This is a genomic window from Pseudomonas sp. ARP3, from assembly GCF_001029595.1.
Taxonomy (GTDB): domain Bacteria; phylum Pseudomonadota; class Gammaproteobacteria; order Pseudomonadales; family Pseudomonadaceae; genus Aquipseudomonas; species Aquipseudomonas rhodesiae.
The window spans coordinates 57385-71854 of sequence record NZ_LEKF01000019.1 but is presented as its reverse complement, the minus strand read 5'-3'; the positions used below and the strand labels follow the sequence as shown (position 1 = coordinate 71854).

Here is a 14470-nt window from a genome sequence, read left to right as displayed (position 1 = left end):
TGAAGCGATGAGCAATGCTCATCAGTAGGCCGTCAGACCACTGCCAACGCGGCGGGGACTATTGATGAGCATTCCTCACAGGAACATCCCGATCTTGGCGGGTTATCGTCTCAATCGAGGTTGATTACCGTAATCCCATCGAACAATGGCGTCGCGTTCCCCTTTCCAGCATTGAAGATCAAGGCTCCAGGAGAATAATCCTGCGCGGCAAGCATTCGTATTTTCCCCGAGAGAACACACAGTGAGCAAACTGGAGTTGATTGCGCCGCGTAGTGACGTCGCGCTGGCCGATGTATCGAAAAATACTGTTGAGCATGGGCTGCGGGTTCTGTTGATTCTCAGTGCATTGTTGGCGTTCGCCTCTATTTCCACTGACCTCTACCTGCCCGCGATGCCGGTCATGGCGACGTCGCTGCATGCCACCAGCGGCATGATGGAACTGACGGTCAGCGGTTATCTGGCGGGGTTCAGTCTGGGCCAGCTGTTCTGGGGGCCGTTCAGTGATCGCTTCGGGCGGCGCCTGCCAGTCGCGCTGGGGTTGCTGCTGTTCATCATCGGTTCCAGCGGCTGCGCGCTTGCTGCTGACGGCTCGACGATCATTTTCTGGCGAGTTGTTCAGGCATTGGGCGCGTGCGCCAATGTCGTCCTGGCACGAGCCATGGTACGCGACCTTTACGAAGGCCAGCGGGCAGCGCAGAAGATGTCGACGCTGATGACCATCATGGCAATTGCCCCATTGGCCGGTCCGACTGTGGGTGGGCAGATTCTGCACTGGTTGTCCTGGCAGGCGATCTTCTGGACGCTGGTGCTGGTCGCGCTGACGACATTGGCCAGTCTACTGTGGCTGCCCGAGACCCTTCCAGTTCGCCGTCGAACGCCTACTTCACCCCGTGCAATCCTGATGCGCTACGGAAGTTTGCTAAGCCACCGCAAATTCATTGGTTATGTCGCTGCGGGTGGGTTCTTTTACGCCGGAACGTTCGCCTACATCGCCGGCTCTCCGTTTGCCTACATCACCTACCACCACGTCACTCCCCAATGGTACGGCGCCTTGTTTGGCGCCGGGATCGTCGGGCTGATGCTCACCAATCAGATCAACGCCAGGCTGCTCAACCGCTACACCAGCGACACGATGATGACCGTGGGTGGGTTGGTCTCTTGCGTGGCCGGACTGGTGCTCGCCATCAATACGTGGGCCGATCTGGGCGGACTGCCTCTGATGATCTGCGGCTGCCTTTTATTCGTATCAGCCACAGGGCTGGTGTTGGCGAACTCGATCTCGGGTGCGCTGGGCTGTATGCCTGAGTTCGCAGGCTCAGCCTCGGCGCTGGCCGGTGCTCTGCAATACGGCGCGGGCATTTTCGGCTCGGCGCTTGTGGCGATTTTCGCTGACGGCACACCCTGGCCGATGGGGTTGGTACTGGCCGTTTGCGGAGTGGGTTGCCTTGCCAGCGCGGTATGGGTGCTGCGCGCCCCTGACGATCACTGATCCATTTTAGAACTTGAACCATTGAAACTGAGGAACACCCCCATGAGCTTTTCATTCGAGAATCAGGTCGCACTGGTCACCGGCGCTGCGTCCGGTATCGGTCTGGCGACCGCGCAGGCCTTTGCCCGTGCAGGTGCCGCTGTGGCATTGGCCGACGTCAACGGCGAAGCCGCGCAGGCGGCTGCCGAGGCTTTGATCGCCGAAGGTCATCGCGCCATCGGTATTCGTTGCGACGTCTCTGACATGGATCAGGTCGAAGCGATGGTCAAGGCAGCCGTCGCCACTTTTGGCCGTCTGGACGCGGCGTTCAACAACGCCGGTATCCAGAACAAGCTGGCGGAAATCGCCGATGCGACGGTCGAGGACTACGACAAGGTCATGTCGGTCAACCTGCGCGGCGTCTGGAGCTGCATGAAGTTCGAATTGGAACACATGCGCCGCCAAGGCAGCGGCACCATCGTCAATTGCTCGTCTTTGGGTGGCCTGGTGGGTGGTGCCGAGCGTGCCAACTATCACGCGGCGAAGCACGGCGTGATCGGCCTGACCAAGAGCGCGGCCCTGGAATACGCCGCTCGCAACATCCGCATTAACGCGGTCTGCCCAGGGCTGATATGGACGCCGATGGCCGATCAGATGGTCGCAGCGGGGCAGGGTGACGCGCTAGCTGGCATGACCCGGATGATTCCGATGGGCCGTCATGGAAAACCTGAAGAGATTGCCGATGCCGTGCTCTGGCTGAGCAGTTCGACTTCAAGCTATGTCACTGGCCAGTCCATCTCCGTGGACGGCGGGTTCATCATGCGCTGATGTGATTGCAGCCGCATACACCTGACGCCTAACGACAAAACCCCGGATTTCAGATTTCAACCTTGTTGAAGTCGTGGCCACGCTTCGCCTGAAATCATCTGAAAGGAACCCAGACCCATGCCGCCATTGAACACTTCCAGGTTAACAACTGCACTGCTGATCATCCTCGGTATCGTCGTCTTACTTGTTGGTTTGGCGTTGCTTGTGGGGGGCGGGTATCTCGTCGTGCTGGGCGGGTCGTGGTATTTCGCGTTGGCGGGAGCGGGACTGTTTGTCAGCGGCCTGTTTTTGATACGGCAGCGGTTACCGGGAGCGGTGGTGTATCTGCTGGTGTTCGCCGCGTCGGTTGTCTGGTCGGTGTGGGATGTGGGCCTGGCGTTCTGGCCACTGTTTTCCCGGCTGTTCGCGTTGGGCGTGGCGTTGGTTTTTGTGCTGCTGGCGGCCCCGCATCTGCGGGCTCGCCGACGTCCCGCATCGGCACCGCTGGCATACCTTACGGCGGCAGTGGTGGCGGTTGGTCTGGGCGTAACCTTTTACACGGCGCTGCAACCGCAGCCTATCCAGACGGCTGACGGAACGCCAGCGCCTGTGCCGGGCAAGGCAGTCGGAACGGTTGAGCCTGCGACCGACTGGCGCTATTTCGGTCACACACCTTCAGGCACACGCCATGCGGTGGTCGACCAGATCACACCGCAGAACGTATCGGGTCTGAAGGTGGCGTGGACTTACCGGACAGGCGAAATTCCCGCAGGCAGCCAGGGCCATGTCGTGACGCCGCTTCATGTCAACGGCATGGTCTACGGCTGCACCCAGTCCAGTCAGTTGTTCGCGCTCGACGCCGACACCGGCAAGGAGATCTGGCATCACGATCCCAAGGTGCAAGCCAACAACACCTACCCGCGCTGTCGCGGCGTGGGTTACTACGACGCGACACCTGAGCAGGCCGCCACTGTCACGGCTGCTGGCCCGCAAGCCTGTGCGCGACGGATCATCGCCACCACCGTCGATGCACGACTGGTCGCAGTGGATGCGCGGACCGGGCAGGCCTGTACTGACTTTGGCGACCATGGCAGCGTGAGTTTGCGCATCGGCATGGGAGGCCAGGATCAGGATCTGTATTTTCCGACTGCGGCACCCACAGTGGTTCGTGATCTGATCGTTGTCGGCGGGCTGGTGTGGGACAACCAGAAAACCGGCGAACCGTCTGGCGTAGTCCGCGCGTTCAATGCGCGAACCGGGCAACTCGCCTGGGCCTGGGATCTGGGTAATCCGGCGATTACGCGTGAGCCGCCAGAAGGTCAAACCTACACCCCCGGCACACCGAATGTCTGGTCCACACCTGCCTTCGATGATGCGCTGGGTTTGATCTACCTGCCGACCGGCAACGCGACCCCGGATTTTTGGGGCGGCCATCGCACCGAAGCCGATGATCGCTATTCCTCTTCCATCGTCGCGCTGGACATTGCTAACGGCCGCGAACGCTGGCGTTTCCAGACCGTTCATCATGATCTGTGGGACTACGACGTACCCTCGCAGCCAGCGCTTTATGACGTTCCGGATGGCCATGGCGGCATGCTCCCGGCGCTCATCCAGACCACCAAGCGCGGCCAGATTTTCATGCTTGACCGTCGCACCGGCACCCCGATAGCGCAGGTCGAGGAACGACCGGTTCCACAGGGCGGCGTGGCTGACGATCGTACCGAACCGACGCAGCCATACTCTGTGGGCATGCCGTCCATTGGCACCGAGCCTCTGAGCGAAAAGCGCATGTGGGGTCTCACGCCGCTGGATCAGTTGATCTGCCGAATCGATTTTCGCAAGGCGCGCTATGAGGGTGAATTCACGCCTCCGAGCGAGCGCCTGACGATTCAGTATCCGAGCTGGTTGGGAGGCATGAACTGGGGTTCGGTTTCCATCGCTGAAAACCTTGGCTACATGATCGTCAACGACACCCGCGTTGCCATCTGGAATCGCATGATTCCACGCGCCGCCTACGACGAGAAAACCCTCAGTGGCGGTGGCCATGAAGGCAACGCGCCGCAGGCGGGCACTCCGTGGGGTATCGAGCAAGGTCGCTTCCTCTCGCCGCTGGGCATCCCATGCCAGGAACCGCCTTATGGCACTCTCACGGCCATTGATCTGGCGACGCGCAAGATTGCATGGTCAACGCCCTTGGGTACGACCGAGCAAACCGGTCCGTTGGGTATTGCAACCCATTTGTCGATGCCAATCGGTATGCCTACTCGGGGTGGTCCGATCACCACCTCGACAGGGTTGGTGTTCATGGCCGGCACTCAGGATTTCTACATCCGCGCCTTCGATGTGCGCACGGGCAAAGAACTCTGGAAGGGACGTTTGCCGGTCGGCGCTGAGGCGACGCCAATGACCTACGTCTCGCCCAAGACCGGCAGGCAATTCGTGCTCATCAGCGCGGGCGGCAACTCCGCCACTACGCAAAAAGGAGACTACATCGTGGCATACGCGCTGCCTGATCAGGCCTGATGGCGGACATCGCTGATATCAGTCGGCATTGCAGCGGCCTGACCCAGGTCACCGCTGCATACACACCTCAAAACCAACACCGAAACGAAAGGAAAAGTCATGGAACTCAAACGCCCAGGTTCGCAGCCCTCCATCAAAGGCCCGGAGGAGTGGTTCACCGGTACTGTGAGGATCGACCCCCTGAACTTCCCGCCGGAACCGGCCCGAGTGTCCGTTGCCAGTGTGACCTTCGAACCCGGGGCACGCACTGCCTGGCACACCCACCCGCTCGGACAGACCCTGATCGTCACCGCCGGCTGCGGCTGGACGCAGTGCGAAGGCGAGCCCATCGTCGAGATTCGTGCAGGCGACGTCATCTGGTGCCCGCCCGGCCACAAACATTGGCACGGCGCAACCGCCACCACCTCAATGACTCACATTGCGGTGCAAGAAGCGTTGAATGGCAAAAACGTTGAATGGTTGGAAAAGGTTACGGACGAGGAATATGGCGTTGGTCCTGCTGTTGCGCCTCATGACCACAGCCACTGAAGCGTTGGTCAGCTATTTAACATTTATTCATGATCACTGATTGATCGCACTCGGGCCCATTTGGCTAAGCCTTGGTATTCAGGACGCAGTGCTGCTTCACCGCTGACCGATCCTTGCAACCTACTGTGGAAATGCTGAGCCAGAAGCCGTCTTTTTTTAAATGACCGCTTCTGGCCCAGAGTGTGTAAAAACGCCCGGACATACCCTTGCTATGATTTCTGAGAATTTCATCGCAAGGGAAGCCCATGAAACGGTTTATCCAGGGTGAGCACCGAGGGCAAAGCACCTTACTTCCCGAGAGGCTCGACGACTACGTCAGCGATTCCAACCCGGTACGGGTGGTTGATGCCTTCGTCGATGAACTCGATTTGGCCTCGTTGGGTTTTGATGGCGTCATTCCCGCCGAAACCGGCAGACCTGCGTATCACCCTGCGATCCTGCTGAAGATCTATATCTACGGCTACCTCAATCGCATCCAATCGAGTCGACGTCTTGAGCGAGAAGCCCAGCGCAACATCGAATTGATGTGGTTAACCGGGCGCTTGATGCCCGACTTCAAAACCATCGCCAACTTCCGAAAAGACAACAGCAAAGCCATTCGCGGCGTGTGCCGCCAGTTCGTTGTGCTGTGCCAGCAGTTGGGGTTGTTTAGCGAAAACCTGGTGGCCATCGACGGCAGCAAATTCAAGGCAGTGAACAACCGCGACCGCAATTTCACCAGCGCCAAACTGAAGCGGCGAATGGGAGAAATCGAGTCGAGCATCAACCGTTAGCTGACCTCCCTTGATGCAGCTGATCGGCAAGTGCCAAGCGCCGCTGAGCCAGACGCTACGCGCCTGGAAGAGAAAATCGCCAAGCTCAAAGCTCAGATGAAAGAGCTTCAGGTGATCGAGTCTCAGCTCAACGACTCTCCAGACAAACAGGTCTCACTGACCGACCCCGATGCCCGCTCGATGATGACGCGTGGCAATGGCATCGTCGGCTACAACGTACAGACGGCGGTCGATACCCAGCACCATTTGATCGTTGCTCACGAGGTCACGAACGTTGGCTCTGACCGCGACCAACTCAGCTCGATGGCGAAGCAGGCGCGGGAAGCCATTGGTTCAGAAACGCTGTCCGTCGTGGCTGATCGAGGCTACTTCAAAAGCGAGGAAATCCTGGCCTGCCATGATGCAAAAATTACCGCCTATGTACCCAAGTCGATGACTTCAGGAGCTAAAGCGGACGGGCGTTTCAACAAAGATGCCTTCGTTTTTAACGCAGCTAAAAATGAATACCTTTGCCCGGCTGGCGAGGCATTGATTTGGCGTTTCTCCAGCGTCGAGAAAGGCCTGAACATGCACTGCTACTGGAGTTCGAACTGCCAAAGCTGCGCCCTGAAAACTCAGTGCACGCCGAGCAAGCAGCGACGAGTGCGGCGTTGGGAGCATGAAGCCGTGCTAGACTAAATGCAGAACCGGCTGAACCAGGCGCCGGACATGATGCGAGTCCGAAAGCGCACTGTTGAGCATCCCTTCGGGACGCTCAAACAATGGATGGGATCCACGCATTTCCTCACGCGTAGGCTGGCCGGCGTCAGCGCGGAGATGAGTCTAAATGTGCTCGCCTACAACATGAAGCGGGTCATGAGAATCATCGGTGCCGAAGGCTTGTTGAAGGCAATAGCGGCGTAAAAACCTCCGGCTTTTGCTGCTCCAGGTTGCGCTAAAACGCTTCATAAGCGCTCCGGAGCGTTACCGATGCTGATCGTGGCAAATACGTGGCCAATCGACTCGCCTGGCTGCGCTGGGCTGAGGCATCCACGATACGGAAGTGTTTTTACACACTCTGGGCCAATAGCAGCCACTCGTAAACGGTAGTCCCGCATCGCATCAGGCAACCGTCGATCAATCTCGCGGAGTCTGGACGTTCGAATTTTCAATGCTCGCGAGAAAATTGCAGGTATCCCGATTAGAACGCAGACAAACCACGCGGCAAGCTGGTGGCGCTGTTGCAACAAGTTGCCGCATCTTTTCTCGCGCTGATTTTTTCGTCCGCCACATGAATCTAAAAAACTCCGGCAGGTTCATCAGCAGTTCGGGGCAGTTCTCAGGCAAGTCAGGCCGAGACTGACCGCGTTGGAGCAGGGTTCTGCGCAGTACGCGTAAGAATCGAAGCGTCGCCGAACGATCAATCCATATCAAAAGGTCTGCACGGGCCAGCCGGTTGTCCCAAGTGGCTGAATGGCCGCCTTCGAATATCCAACAATCTCGGGCCTCAACATCGAGACAAAGCTGTGTCTTCCCGTCCGGACTTCGCTCGATCCACCCTGGCTGCCAGTGAATAGTGTCGATATGAATGACCGGCAAACCTGTGCGCTGACCAAGCTCACGCGCCAAAGTGCTTTTGCCTGACCCAGGTTGACCAACAATCATCACCCGTTGCATCGAAGCTCCTTCTCACTATGCCAGCTGATTTTTCCGGGGCGGCGATTTTACGTCAAGACCTATCTCGGTCAACAAAAAGCGGTCAGTATGACAGGCAGCTTCTGGCCGATTGTGTTGAAAAAGTCAGTTTTCCCAAAACACTCGAATATTAATGTATGAAAACACCTCTGTTGCCCGCTGCTACGTGAGCTCCGAGTACTGAACCTTCTGCCAAAAATTCAGATTTCAATCTCAGGCGCGTACTTTTCTGGCGTGGAATTCGAAGCCGACTGTTTTCAACAGAATCGGCCAAAAGCGGTCACTCCGCATGCCTACGAAGCCAGGGGCGATTCAGGTGTCGCCGAAAACATAAAAACTGTACGCCCGAAAGTCACATCCCCTCATGGAACTTCCCGAAAAAATGATGTCAATTTGATTGCTCGTTACAGCAACAAGATCATCTTGGATCAGTCAGCGTCAGGCTATTTCCTGAGACCCCATGGAGAGAGTGATGAGAGCCATCATTGCGATGTTATTGATGTTGAGTACCTACGCTCATGCTAGTTGCGGCAGCATCAGTGACAGCGATCAACGCGCTTATTGCGAGGCCAAAACCAATGGCCAAAGCTGCGGCAATATCCGGGACAACGACCTTCGGGCCAGGTGCTCGGCGGAAATGAACGGTCAAAGCTGCGGCAACATCAGTGACAACGATCAACGCGCTTACTGCAATGCCAAAGTCAACGGTCAAAGCTGCGGCAATATCCGGGACAACGATCTTCGGGCCAGGTGCTCGGCGGAAATGAACGGTCAAAGCTGCGGCAACATCAGTGACAACGATCAACGCGCTTACTGCAATGCCAAAGTCAACGGCCAAAGCTGCGGCAACATTCAAGACAACAACTTGCGTAACGAGTGTGATGCCATAAAGCATTGATCTCCGAATCACGCATGACCAGCCGCTCTTCATCGATCCGCTGGCGCTCTAACTGATCTGGGCGGCGCTCATCCCCTCGACCCGGGGAGCGGCATTGAAGTCCAGCATGGAAATGAAGCTGTCCATCAACGGTGATTCGTTGTGGGTGTTCCAGCTCATGTACAGACCGATGGCCGGGTTGGGGGAGGCGGTCACGGGGCAGACCCGGCGGAACAGGACCTTGTCGCGCATGATTGTGTTAGCAATCGACTCAGGCACCAGGGCAACGCCAAAACCGCAGGCTACCAAGCCGATCAAGGTATGGATCTGCGCGGCCTCCTGCACCACCTTGGGGTAAAAACCGGCGGCCTCACACAAGGCGATCAACTGGCTGTGATAGCCGGTGCCCAGGGCTTCGGGGGTGAATACGAAGTCTTCCCCAGCGAAATCCCTCAAGTCGATCGGACCTTCCTTCGCCTTCGGGTGACGGGCGGGCAGCGCCATCACGATCTCTTCGTCGAGCAACAGGCGTGACTCAACGTTTTCCGCCGAGATCGGCAACTTGCGCATAAAGGCAATATCCGCTTCACCGGACAAAATAGCTTTGGCCTGGCTGGAAGAGGACATCATCCTTGATGATCAACTGGACTTTGGGGTGGGTCTCGCGGAACTGGCGCAGGGTGCTGAGCAGCGACTCATAGTAGGCGATCGACACCGCAGTCACTGTGAGTTTGCCGGCAATACCCTCGGATACTTGGCGTGCGTGTTCGATGCCCAGCTCCAACTCCTTCAATGTGCTGTAGGCGGCGTTCAGAAACGCACCGCCGGCGGGGGTCAGCTTGACCCCGCGTTTATTGCGCGTGAACAGACGGAACCCCAGTTTGTCTTCCAGTCGATGGATGGCTTGGCTCAACGGGGGCTGGGCCATATGCAGGCGAATGGCGGCCCTGTGGAAATGCAGCTCTTCAGCCACGGCGATGAATTGACGTAGCAGGCGGGTTTCGATCATTTCTTCTGGTCCTTCATTTGAACTGATCTGTGGACTGGGCGAGGCAATGTTACCTGTAAACAGGCGCTCGACAGGGTAAGTTGAACTTCGGACCTAAAGCTTGCAAGTGCTGTCGAGCAGGCCTGAATGCCGTGGGGAAGTGTCGGGGTGGGCCTTTAGGGGGTTAAACGTCAACGATTCATTCGCGTTGAGCGTCAACTTGATACGAACCAAGTATCAGCTTGCGCCGCCGTTAGTATTAAACAGCGTGAATATCCCTTGTTAAGGTGAGGTGGCACTCAAGAGGAAACAGCCAATGAACTTTACAGGAAAGACGGCAGTTGTAACGGGCGCTGGTCGAGGGCTCGGTTTTAGTTATGCGCAGGTGCTAGCCACGCTGGGTGCCAATGTCGTGATCAGTGATATCGGCGCAGACAAGCTGGGCGCCGGGGGGGATGGCTCCATCGCCATGGAGGCTGCGCAAACCCTCAGGGACAAAGGTTTCAACGTGGTGGGGCATCATGGCGACTTGTCCAGTGAACAGGGTTGCGAGCAATTGGTGGCAACGGCCATCCAGACGTTTGGCCAACTCGATATCTTGATTCACAACGCCGGTTGGGTCGGTTATCAGGCGATTGAAGAGGCCGATACAACATTCATCGACCGCGCGGTGGATATCAATATCTATACCCCCGTGTGGTTATGCAAACATGCCTGGAAACACCTCAAACAGTCTGCTGCCCCACGGGTCGTGCTGACGTCATCCGACCGCGCGATGTACCAGCAATATGCCCAACCGGGCCTGGTGGCGTATGCCGCCGGCAAGATGGCGCAACTGGGCATCATGAATGCGCTGAGCATGGAAGGCACGGATGCGGGCATCCTCGTCAATGCGGTATCCCCAGTGGCCAAGACCCGCATGTGGGGCGTGACGGGCGAACCGGAGAACCTCAAGCCAGAGTGGGTGACGCCTGGCGTGGTGTTTCTGGCGTCGCAGCATTGCCAGGACTCCGGTTATGTCCTGCGTGCCAGCAATGGGCAATTTACGGCGACGCGGTTTGTCGAAAACCCAGGTGTCGACTACCCCGTCAATCTGGCCCGCGTGAAGGCCACCAGCGCCGAACAAGTTGCCCAGCTTTGGGACCAAATTAAGGAGCATTGAATATGCCTGCTCAGGAAGAGCTCAAACTGTTTTCAGCGTGCCAGGCCGATCTGGGTGAAAGCCCGGTCTGGGATGAAGCCCATCAGTGCCTGCTGTTTGTCGACATCAGTGGCGGCCAGATCAATGCCCTGGACCAACATGGCCGCCTGACGCGGCTGTATGAGTCGCCTGCGCGCATCGGCGCCCTGGCCTTGACTGACAAGGGCAACCTGATTTTTACCCAGGATGCCGGCGTTGCCGTCCTCGACCGCACAAGTCTGCGGGTCACCCACAACTCAAAGTTGGCCATTACGCTGTCGTCCTATCGCTTCAATGATGGTGCATGCGACCCCCAGGGGCGCTTCATCACCGGTTTGATGGATGAAGGTCACAGCCGCAATACGGGCAAGCTCTATCGCTACGACGCCGGCCTGAACGCCTCGGTCATAATGGACGGCATCAGCCTGCCCAATGGACTTGCGTGGTCGAGCGATGGCAGCGAGTTGTTTTTTGTCGACTCAGTGGCCCGTACCCTCTATCGCGCCCGTTATCCGGCGAACGGAAACGGCCTGGAACAGGTATTGGTGTTCGCCCAGACACCGGCTGAACTTGGCCGGCCAGATGGTCTGGCGCTGGATGTCGAGGGTAACCTGTGGGTCTGCCAATTCAACGGCAGTTGCGTGCTCCAGTACGACCGCCATGGCGTGCTGCTCCAGGCCTTGCCAATGCCGGTGCCACGCCCCACCAGTTGCTGCTTTGGCGGGCCGGACATGCGCACCTTGTACATCACCACCGCCAAGTTCGGCATGTCGGCGGCCGAGCAGGCGGACTATCCGGCGGCGGGCAATATCTACAGCATCCGTTTGCCAGTGCCCGGAAGGCCGCGACACCGTTTCAAGGAACTTTAATCGCACAGGCATCAAGGACGTGGCAGGCCAGCAGGTATTCTTGAATAGTCGATCAACGCCATCACCTTTTTTCTCGAATCTGGCCCACCATTGCGCCGTGCTCCGCGGCGCTTTTTTCTTTGATGGCGGACTATTCCTGGTCAGCCATCAGGTTTACCCAACCCATGCGCTTCCATCCGCCCACCTGATCAGATAGACAAGCTCAGTACCGTGGTTCTGGAAAGCTTGGGAGTGGGGCGGGTTTGTGTAATATCGATGGAGCAAGTCTGAGTGACAAAAGGATAATTTGGTCACTCGTTGTCAAGCGCATTTCGGGTGCGTAAGCTAGCCGCATGAATAAGACAACCATCGCTTCCACGAGCATCCGTGGTCCTGCCGATCATGAAATCCGGAACCAGATCGTCGCAGCGGCCAACCAGCACTTCAGTCAATACGGCTATAGCAAAACCACGGTTTCCGATCTGGCGAAGGCAATCGGGTTTTCCAAGGCGTACATCTACAAGTTTTTTGATTCCAAGCAGGCGATTGGTGAAGCTATCTGTGCCAATTGCCTGGCGCAAATGATCGCGGCAGTGGAGCAGGAAATTAACGTTGGTGGTCTCACGCCGACCGAGCGTTTACGACGCTTGTTGAAAACGCTGGTGGCTACCGGTGTGAACTTGTTCTTCAGTGAGCGAAAACTCTATGACATCGCTGCTTTTGCAGCGTCTGAAAACTGGCCTTGCGCTCAGCAATACGATGCCTTGATCAGGGGCTTTGTCGTGCAGATTGTGCGTGAAGGGCGAGAGCTCGGCGAGTTTGAACGTAAAACGCCGTTGGACGAAACAGTCGATGCAATCCACCTGGCGCTACGGCCTTTCGTCAATCCGTTGCTATTGCAGTACAACCTTGATGTTGTCGAGGTGGCTCCGGTCCTCACCTCCAATCTCATTCTGCGTAGCTTGATGCCGTGAGCCTACGCCAAACCCTGTATATCTTTTTGCGCTGATATCAACGTTTAGTCTGTGGGCGAACACTGTCCAACTGGGCCTGTCCGCTTGCCAAGAAAGTGACTTTTTTTTCATATAGTCACATCAATAAACAGGATATACCTGTCCTTGAGGGATCGCCGTCAAGCAGCGCTGTTGCATCAACGACTCATGGGCGCGGATCTTCCGGTCGCTCGTCACCTGAGCGGATATCGGCTCGTCAGTTGGGTATCCGAGGGCTGCCAGCCGCCGCCCAGTGCCCTGAACGTGGCGACGGCCGCGCGTGCCGATTCGGTCTGTGCCTGTGCCCGAGCGTCGGAAGCCTGAAGCAAGGTCTCGTCAGCGTGCAGGACGTCAATCAAGCTCGCCGTGCCTTTCTCATAAGCAATGAACGACGATTGGCGGGCTTGAGTCAGAGACGTCTCGCCTCCCATTAGGGTGGTGGCTTGGGCGTCCCGATTGACCAGCGAGGAGAGCGCGTTCTCGACGTCCTCGGTGGCGCGCAGCTCCGATTGACGGTAAGCGGCCAGGGCTTCGGCTTCCTGTCCTTTGGCTTGGTCGATTTGGGCGTTGATGCGGCCGAAATCGAAAAGTCTCCAGCGCAGTCCCAGTACGCCAGCCGATTGACTGGCGCCGCCGGAAAAAAGATTGCCTGCGGACACCGCCGTCGCGCTCCCCAGTAGCGCACTCAGCGAGAACTTCGGGTAGTACTCGGCAATCGCTTCCCCGATGCGTGCGTTGGAGGCGGCAAGGCGGCGCTCGGCCACGATGAGGTCAGGCCTGCGCCGCAGTAAATCGGCGGGGGTTCCCAAGGTCTTTAACTGCGGTGCCACCGGAATGCTCCCGACCATGGCAAGTTGCGTACGGTGAGTACCGGGTGGCGTGCCGAGCATGACATCGAGTGAGTTCATGGCAGCATCCAGACCGGCCTGCAGGACCGGCACCGTGGCTTGGACCTGGGCTAACGCCCCCTCGGTTTGACGCACCTCGTAGCTGGCGGCAAGCCCTTTGCTATAGAGCAATTGGACTTTCTCCAGCAGTCCTTGCTGGGTTTTGACTTGTCGATTCGCAATGTCCAATCGAGCCTGCAGCCCACGGATAGTGATGTAGGTATCCGCGGTCTGCGCGGCGATGGCCAATCGTGTGGCAGCGGCGCCTGCCTCGCTGGCCTGGTACTCGGCCAGCGCCGCCTCGCGTCCGCGTCGCAGGCCGCCAAAGATATCCACTTCCCAACTGGCATTGAGGTCGGCCTCGTAGGAACTCCCATACCGATCGTAGCCAGGCGTTGAGTTCAACACCTGGCCGAGTGGGGTCTCGATGGATTGATAAGCGCGTGCGGCCTGAGCGCTGATGTTTGCTGAGGGCGCCAAAGCGGCATTGGCGGCGCTGAGTCCGGCCCGCGCCTGCGTGACTCGCGCCTGGGCCTGTGCCAGATCGAGGTTCTGCTCAAGCGCCTTGGAGACGAAGCCGGCGAGCAGTGGGTCCCCGAAACTCTCCCACCAGATGACGAGACTGGCAGGCGTTGCCGCTGGTCTCTGCCCGACAGAAAACTGGCCCCAGTATCGGTCCGGGAGCGGGGCGTCTGGACGGCGATAGTCCGGGCCGACCGCACAGCCTGTCATCAAGGTGGCGCTTATCAGAAAAGCAGCGGGGCGCAGGGAGAGCATTGAGATTCCTTGAATCGCGAGATGTTTGTGACCATATCACTTTATGGTCACAAACTGTCAATTGAGGCCACTGAGCTAAATTCAGGCATGGCTAGAAAATAACCCTCGACTGCCTCACATGCAGCCCTTGCAAAACGTCGCCTTGTAC

Annotated in this window: 10 protein-coding genes and 2 pseudogenes; 9 read left to right on the top strand and 3 right to left on the bottom strand. The window is 57.9% G+C overall.

All coding sequences use genetic code 11. The features are described 5' to 3' along the window. Nucleotides 1-241 precede the first annotated feature (241 nt). The 5 genes and pseudogenes from ABX75_RS20370 to ABX75_RS20350 all read left to right on the top strand — a co-directional run bounded on the left by ABX75_RS20370 (nucleotide 242) and on the right by ABX75_RS20350 (nucleotide 7002). On the top strand, nucleotides 242-1489 hold the full coding sequence (locus ABX75_RS20370) for a multidrug effflux MFS transporter (protein ID WP_082136180.1): 1248 nt from the start codon (nucleotides 242-244) through the stop codon (nucleotides 1487-1489). A 42-nt stretch (nucleotides 1490-1531) separates the two neighbouring features. Continuing rightward, a complete protein-coding gene (locus ABX75_RS20365; RefSeq protein ID WP_034097277.1) occupies nucleotides 1532-2296 on the top strand; it encodes an SDR family NAD(P)-dependent oxidoreductase in 765 nt (254 codons plus the stop codon). A 117-nt stretch (nucleotides 2297-2413) separates the two neighbouring features. Continuing rightward, nucleotides 2414-4798 carry a membrane-bound PQQ-dependent dehydrogenase, glucose/quinate/shikimate family gene (locus tag ABX75_RS20360; protein WP_047882550.1) on the top strand — a complete coding sequence of 795 codons (2385 nt, stop codon included), beginning with the start codon at nucleotides 2414-2416 and terminating at the stop codon, nucleotides 4796-4798. A gap of 99 nt (nucleotides 4799-4897) precedes the next feature. Continuing rightward, nucleotides 4898-5326 (top strand): cupin domain-containing protein, encoded by a 429-nt coding sequence (locus tag ABX75_RS20355; protein ID WP_034114465.1) that lies wholly within the window; start codon nucleotides 4898-4900, stop codon nucleotides 5324-5326. A gap of 245 nt (nucleotides 5327-5571) precedes the next feature. Further along, nucleotides 5572-7002, top strand: a pseudogene (locus ABX75_RS20350) (IS1182 family transposase). Between the two features lie 213 nt (nucleotides 7003-7215). Here ABX75_RS20350 and ABX75_RS28650 read toward each other — a convergent pair. Beyond that, on the bottom strand, nucleotides 7216-7755 hold the full coding sequence (locus ABX75_RS28650; protein WP_082136179.1) for an AAA family ATPase: 540 nt from the start codon (nucleotides 7753-7755) through the stop codon (nucleotides 7216-7218). Between the two features lie 490 nt (nucleotides 7756-8245). On the opposite strand from ABX75_RS28650, the gene ABX75_RS29765 reads away from it, so the two are divergent. Further along, complete coding sequence (locus ABX75_RS29765; RefSeq protein WP_047882549.1) at nucleotides 8246-8671, top strand: hypothetical protein; 426 nt, start codon at nucleotides 8246-8248, stop codon at nucleotides 8669-8671. Nucleotides 8672-8719: 48 nt separating this feature from the next. Here ABX75_RS29765 and ABX75_RS20340 read toward each other — a convergent pair. Further along, nucleotides 8720-9659 (bottom strand): annotated as a pseudogene (locus ABX75_RS20340) (LysR family transcriptional regulator). A gap of 295 nt (nucleotides 9660-9954) precedes the next feature. Here ABX75_RS20340 and ABX75_RS20335 point away from each other — a divergent pair. The 3 genes from ABX75_RS20335 (at nucleotide 9955) to ABX75_RS20325 (ending at nucleotide 12640) form a co-directional block, all read left to right on the top strand. Beyond that, entirely contained in the window at nucleotides 9955-10800 is an 846-nt protein-coding gene (locus ABX75_RS20335; RefSeq protein ID WP_034097287.1) for an SDR family NAD(P)-dependent oxidoreductase, read from the top strand. Nucleotides 10801-10802: 2 nt separating this feature from the next. Beyond that, nucleotides 10803-11687 carry an SMP-30/gluconolactonase/LRE family protein gene (locus ABX75_RS20330; protein ID WP_034097288.1) on the top strand — a complete coding sequence of 295 codons (885 nt, stop codon included), beginning with the start codon at nucleotides 10803-10805 and terminating at the stop codon, nucleotides 11685-11687. 332 nt (nucleotides 11688-12019) lie between these two features. After that, complete coding sequence (locus tag ABX75_RS20325; RefSeq protein WP_034097289.1) at nucleotides 12020-12640, top strand: TetR/AcrR family transcriptional regulator; 621 nt, start codon at nucleotides 12020-12022, stop codon at nucleotides 12638-12640. Between the two features lie 212 nt (nucleotides 12641-12852). On the opposite strand, the gene ABX75_RS20320 is transcribed toward ABX75_RS20325, so the two are convergent. Further along, complete coding sequence (locus tag ABX75_RS20320; RefSeq protein WP_047882548.1) at nucleotides 12853-14322, bottom strand: efflux transporter outer membrane subunit; 1470 nt, start codon at nucleotides 14320-14322, stop codon at nucleotides 12853-12855. Between the last annotated feature and the right edge of the window lie 148 nt (nucleotides 14323-14470).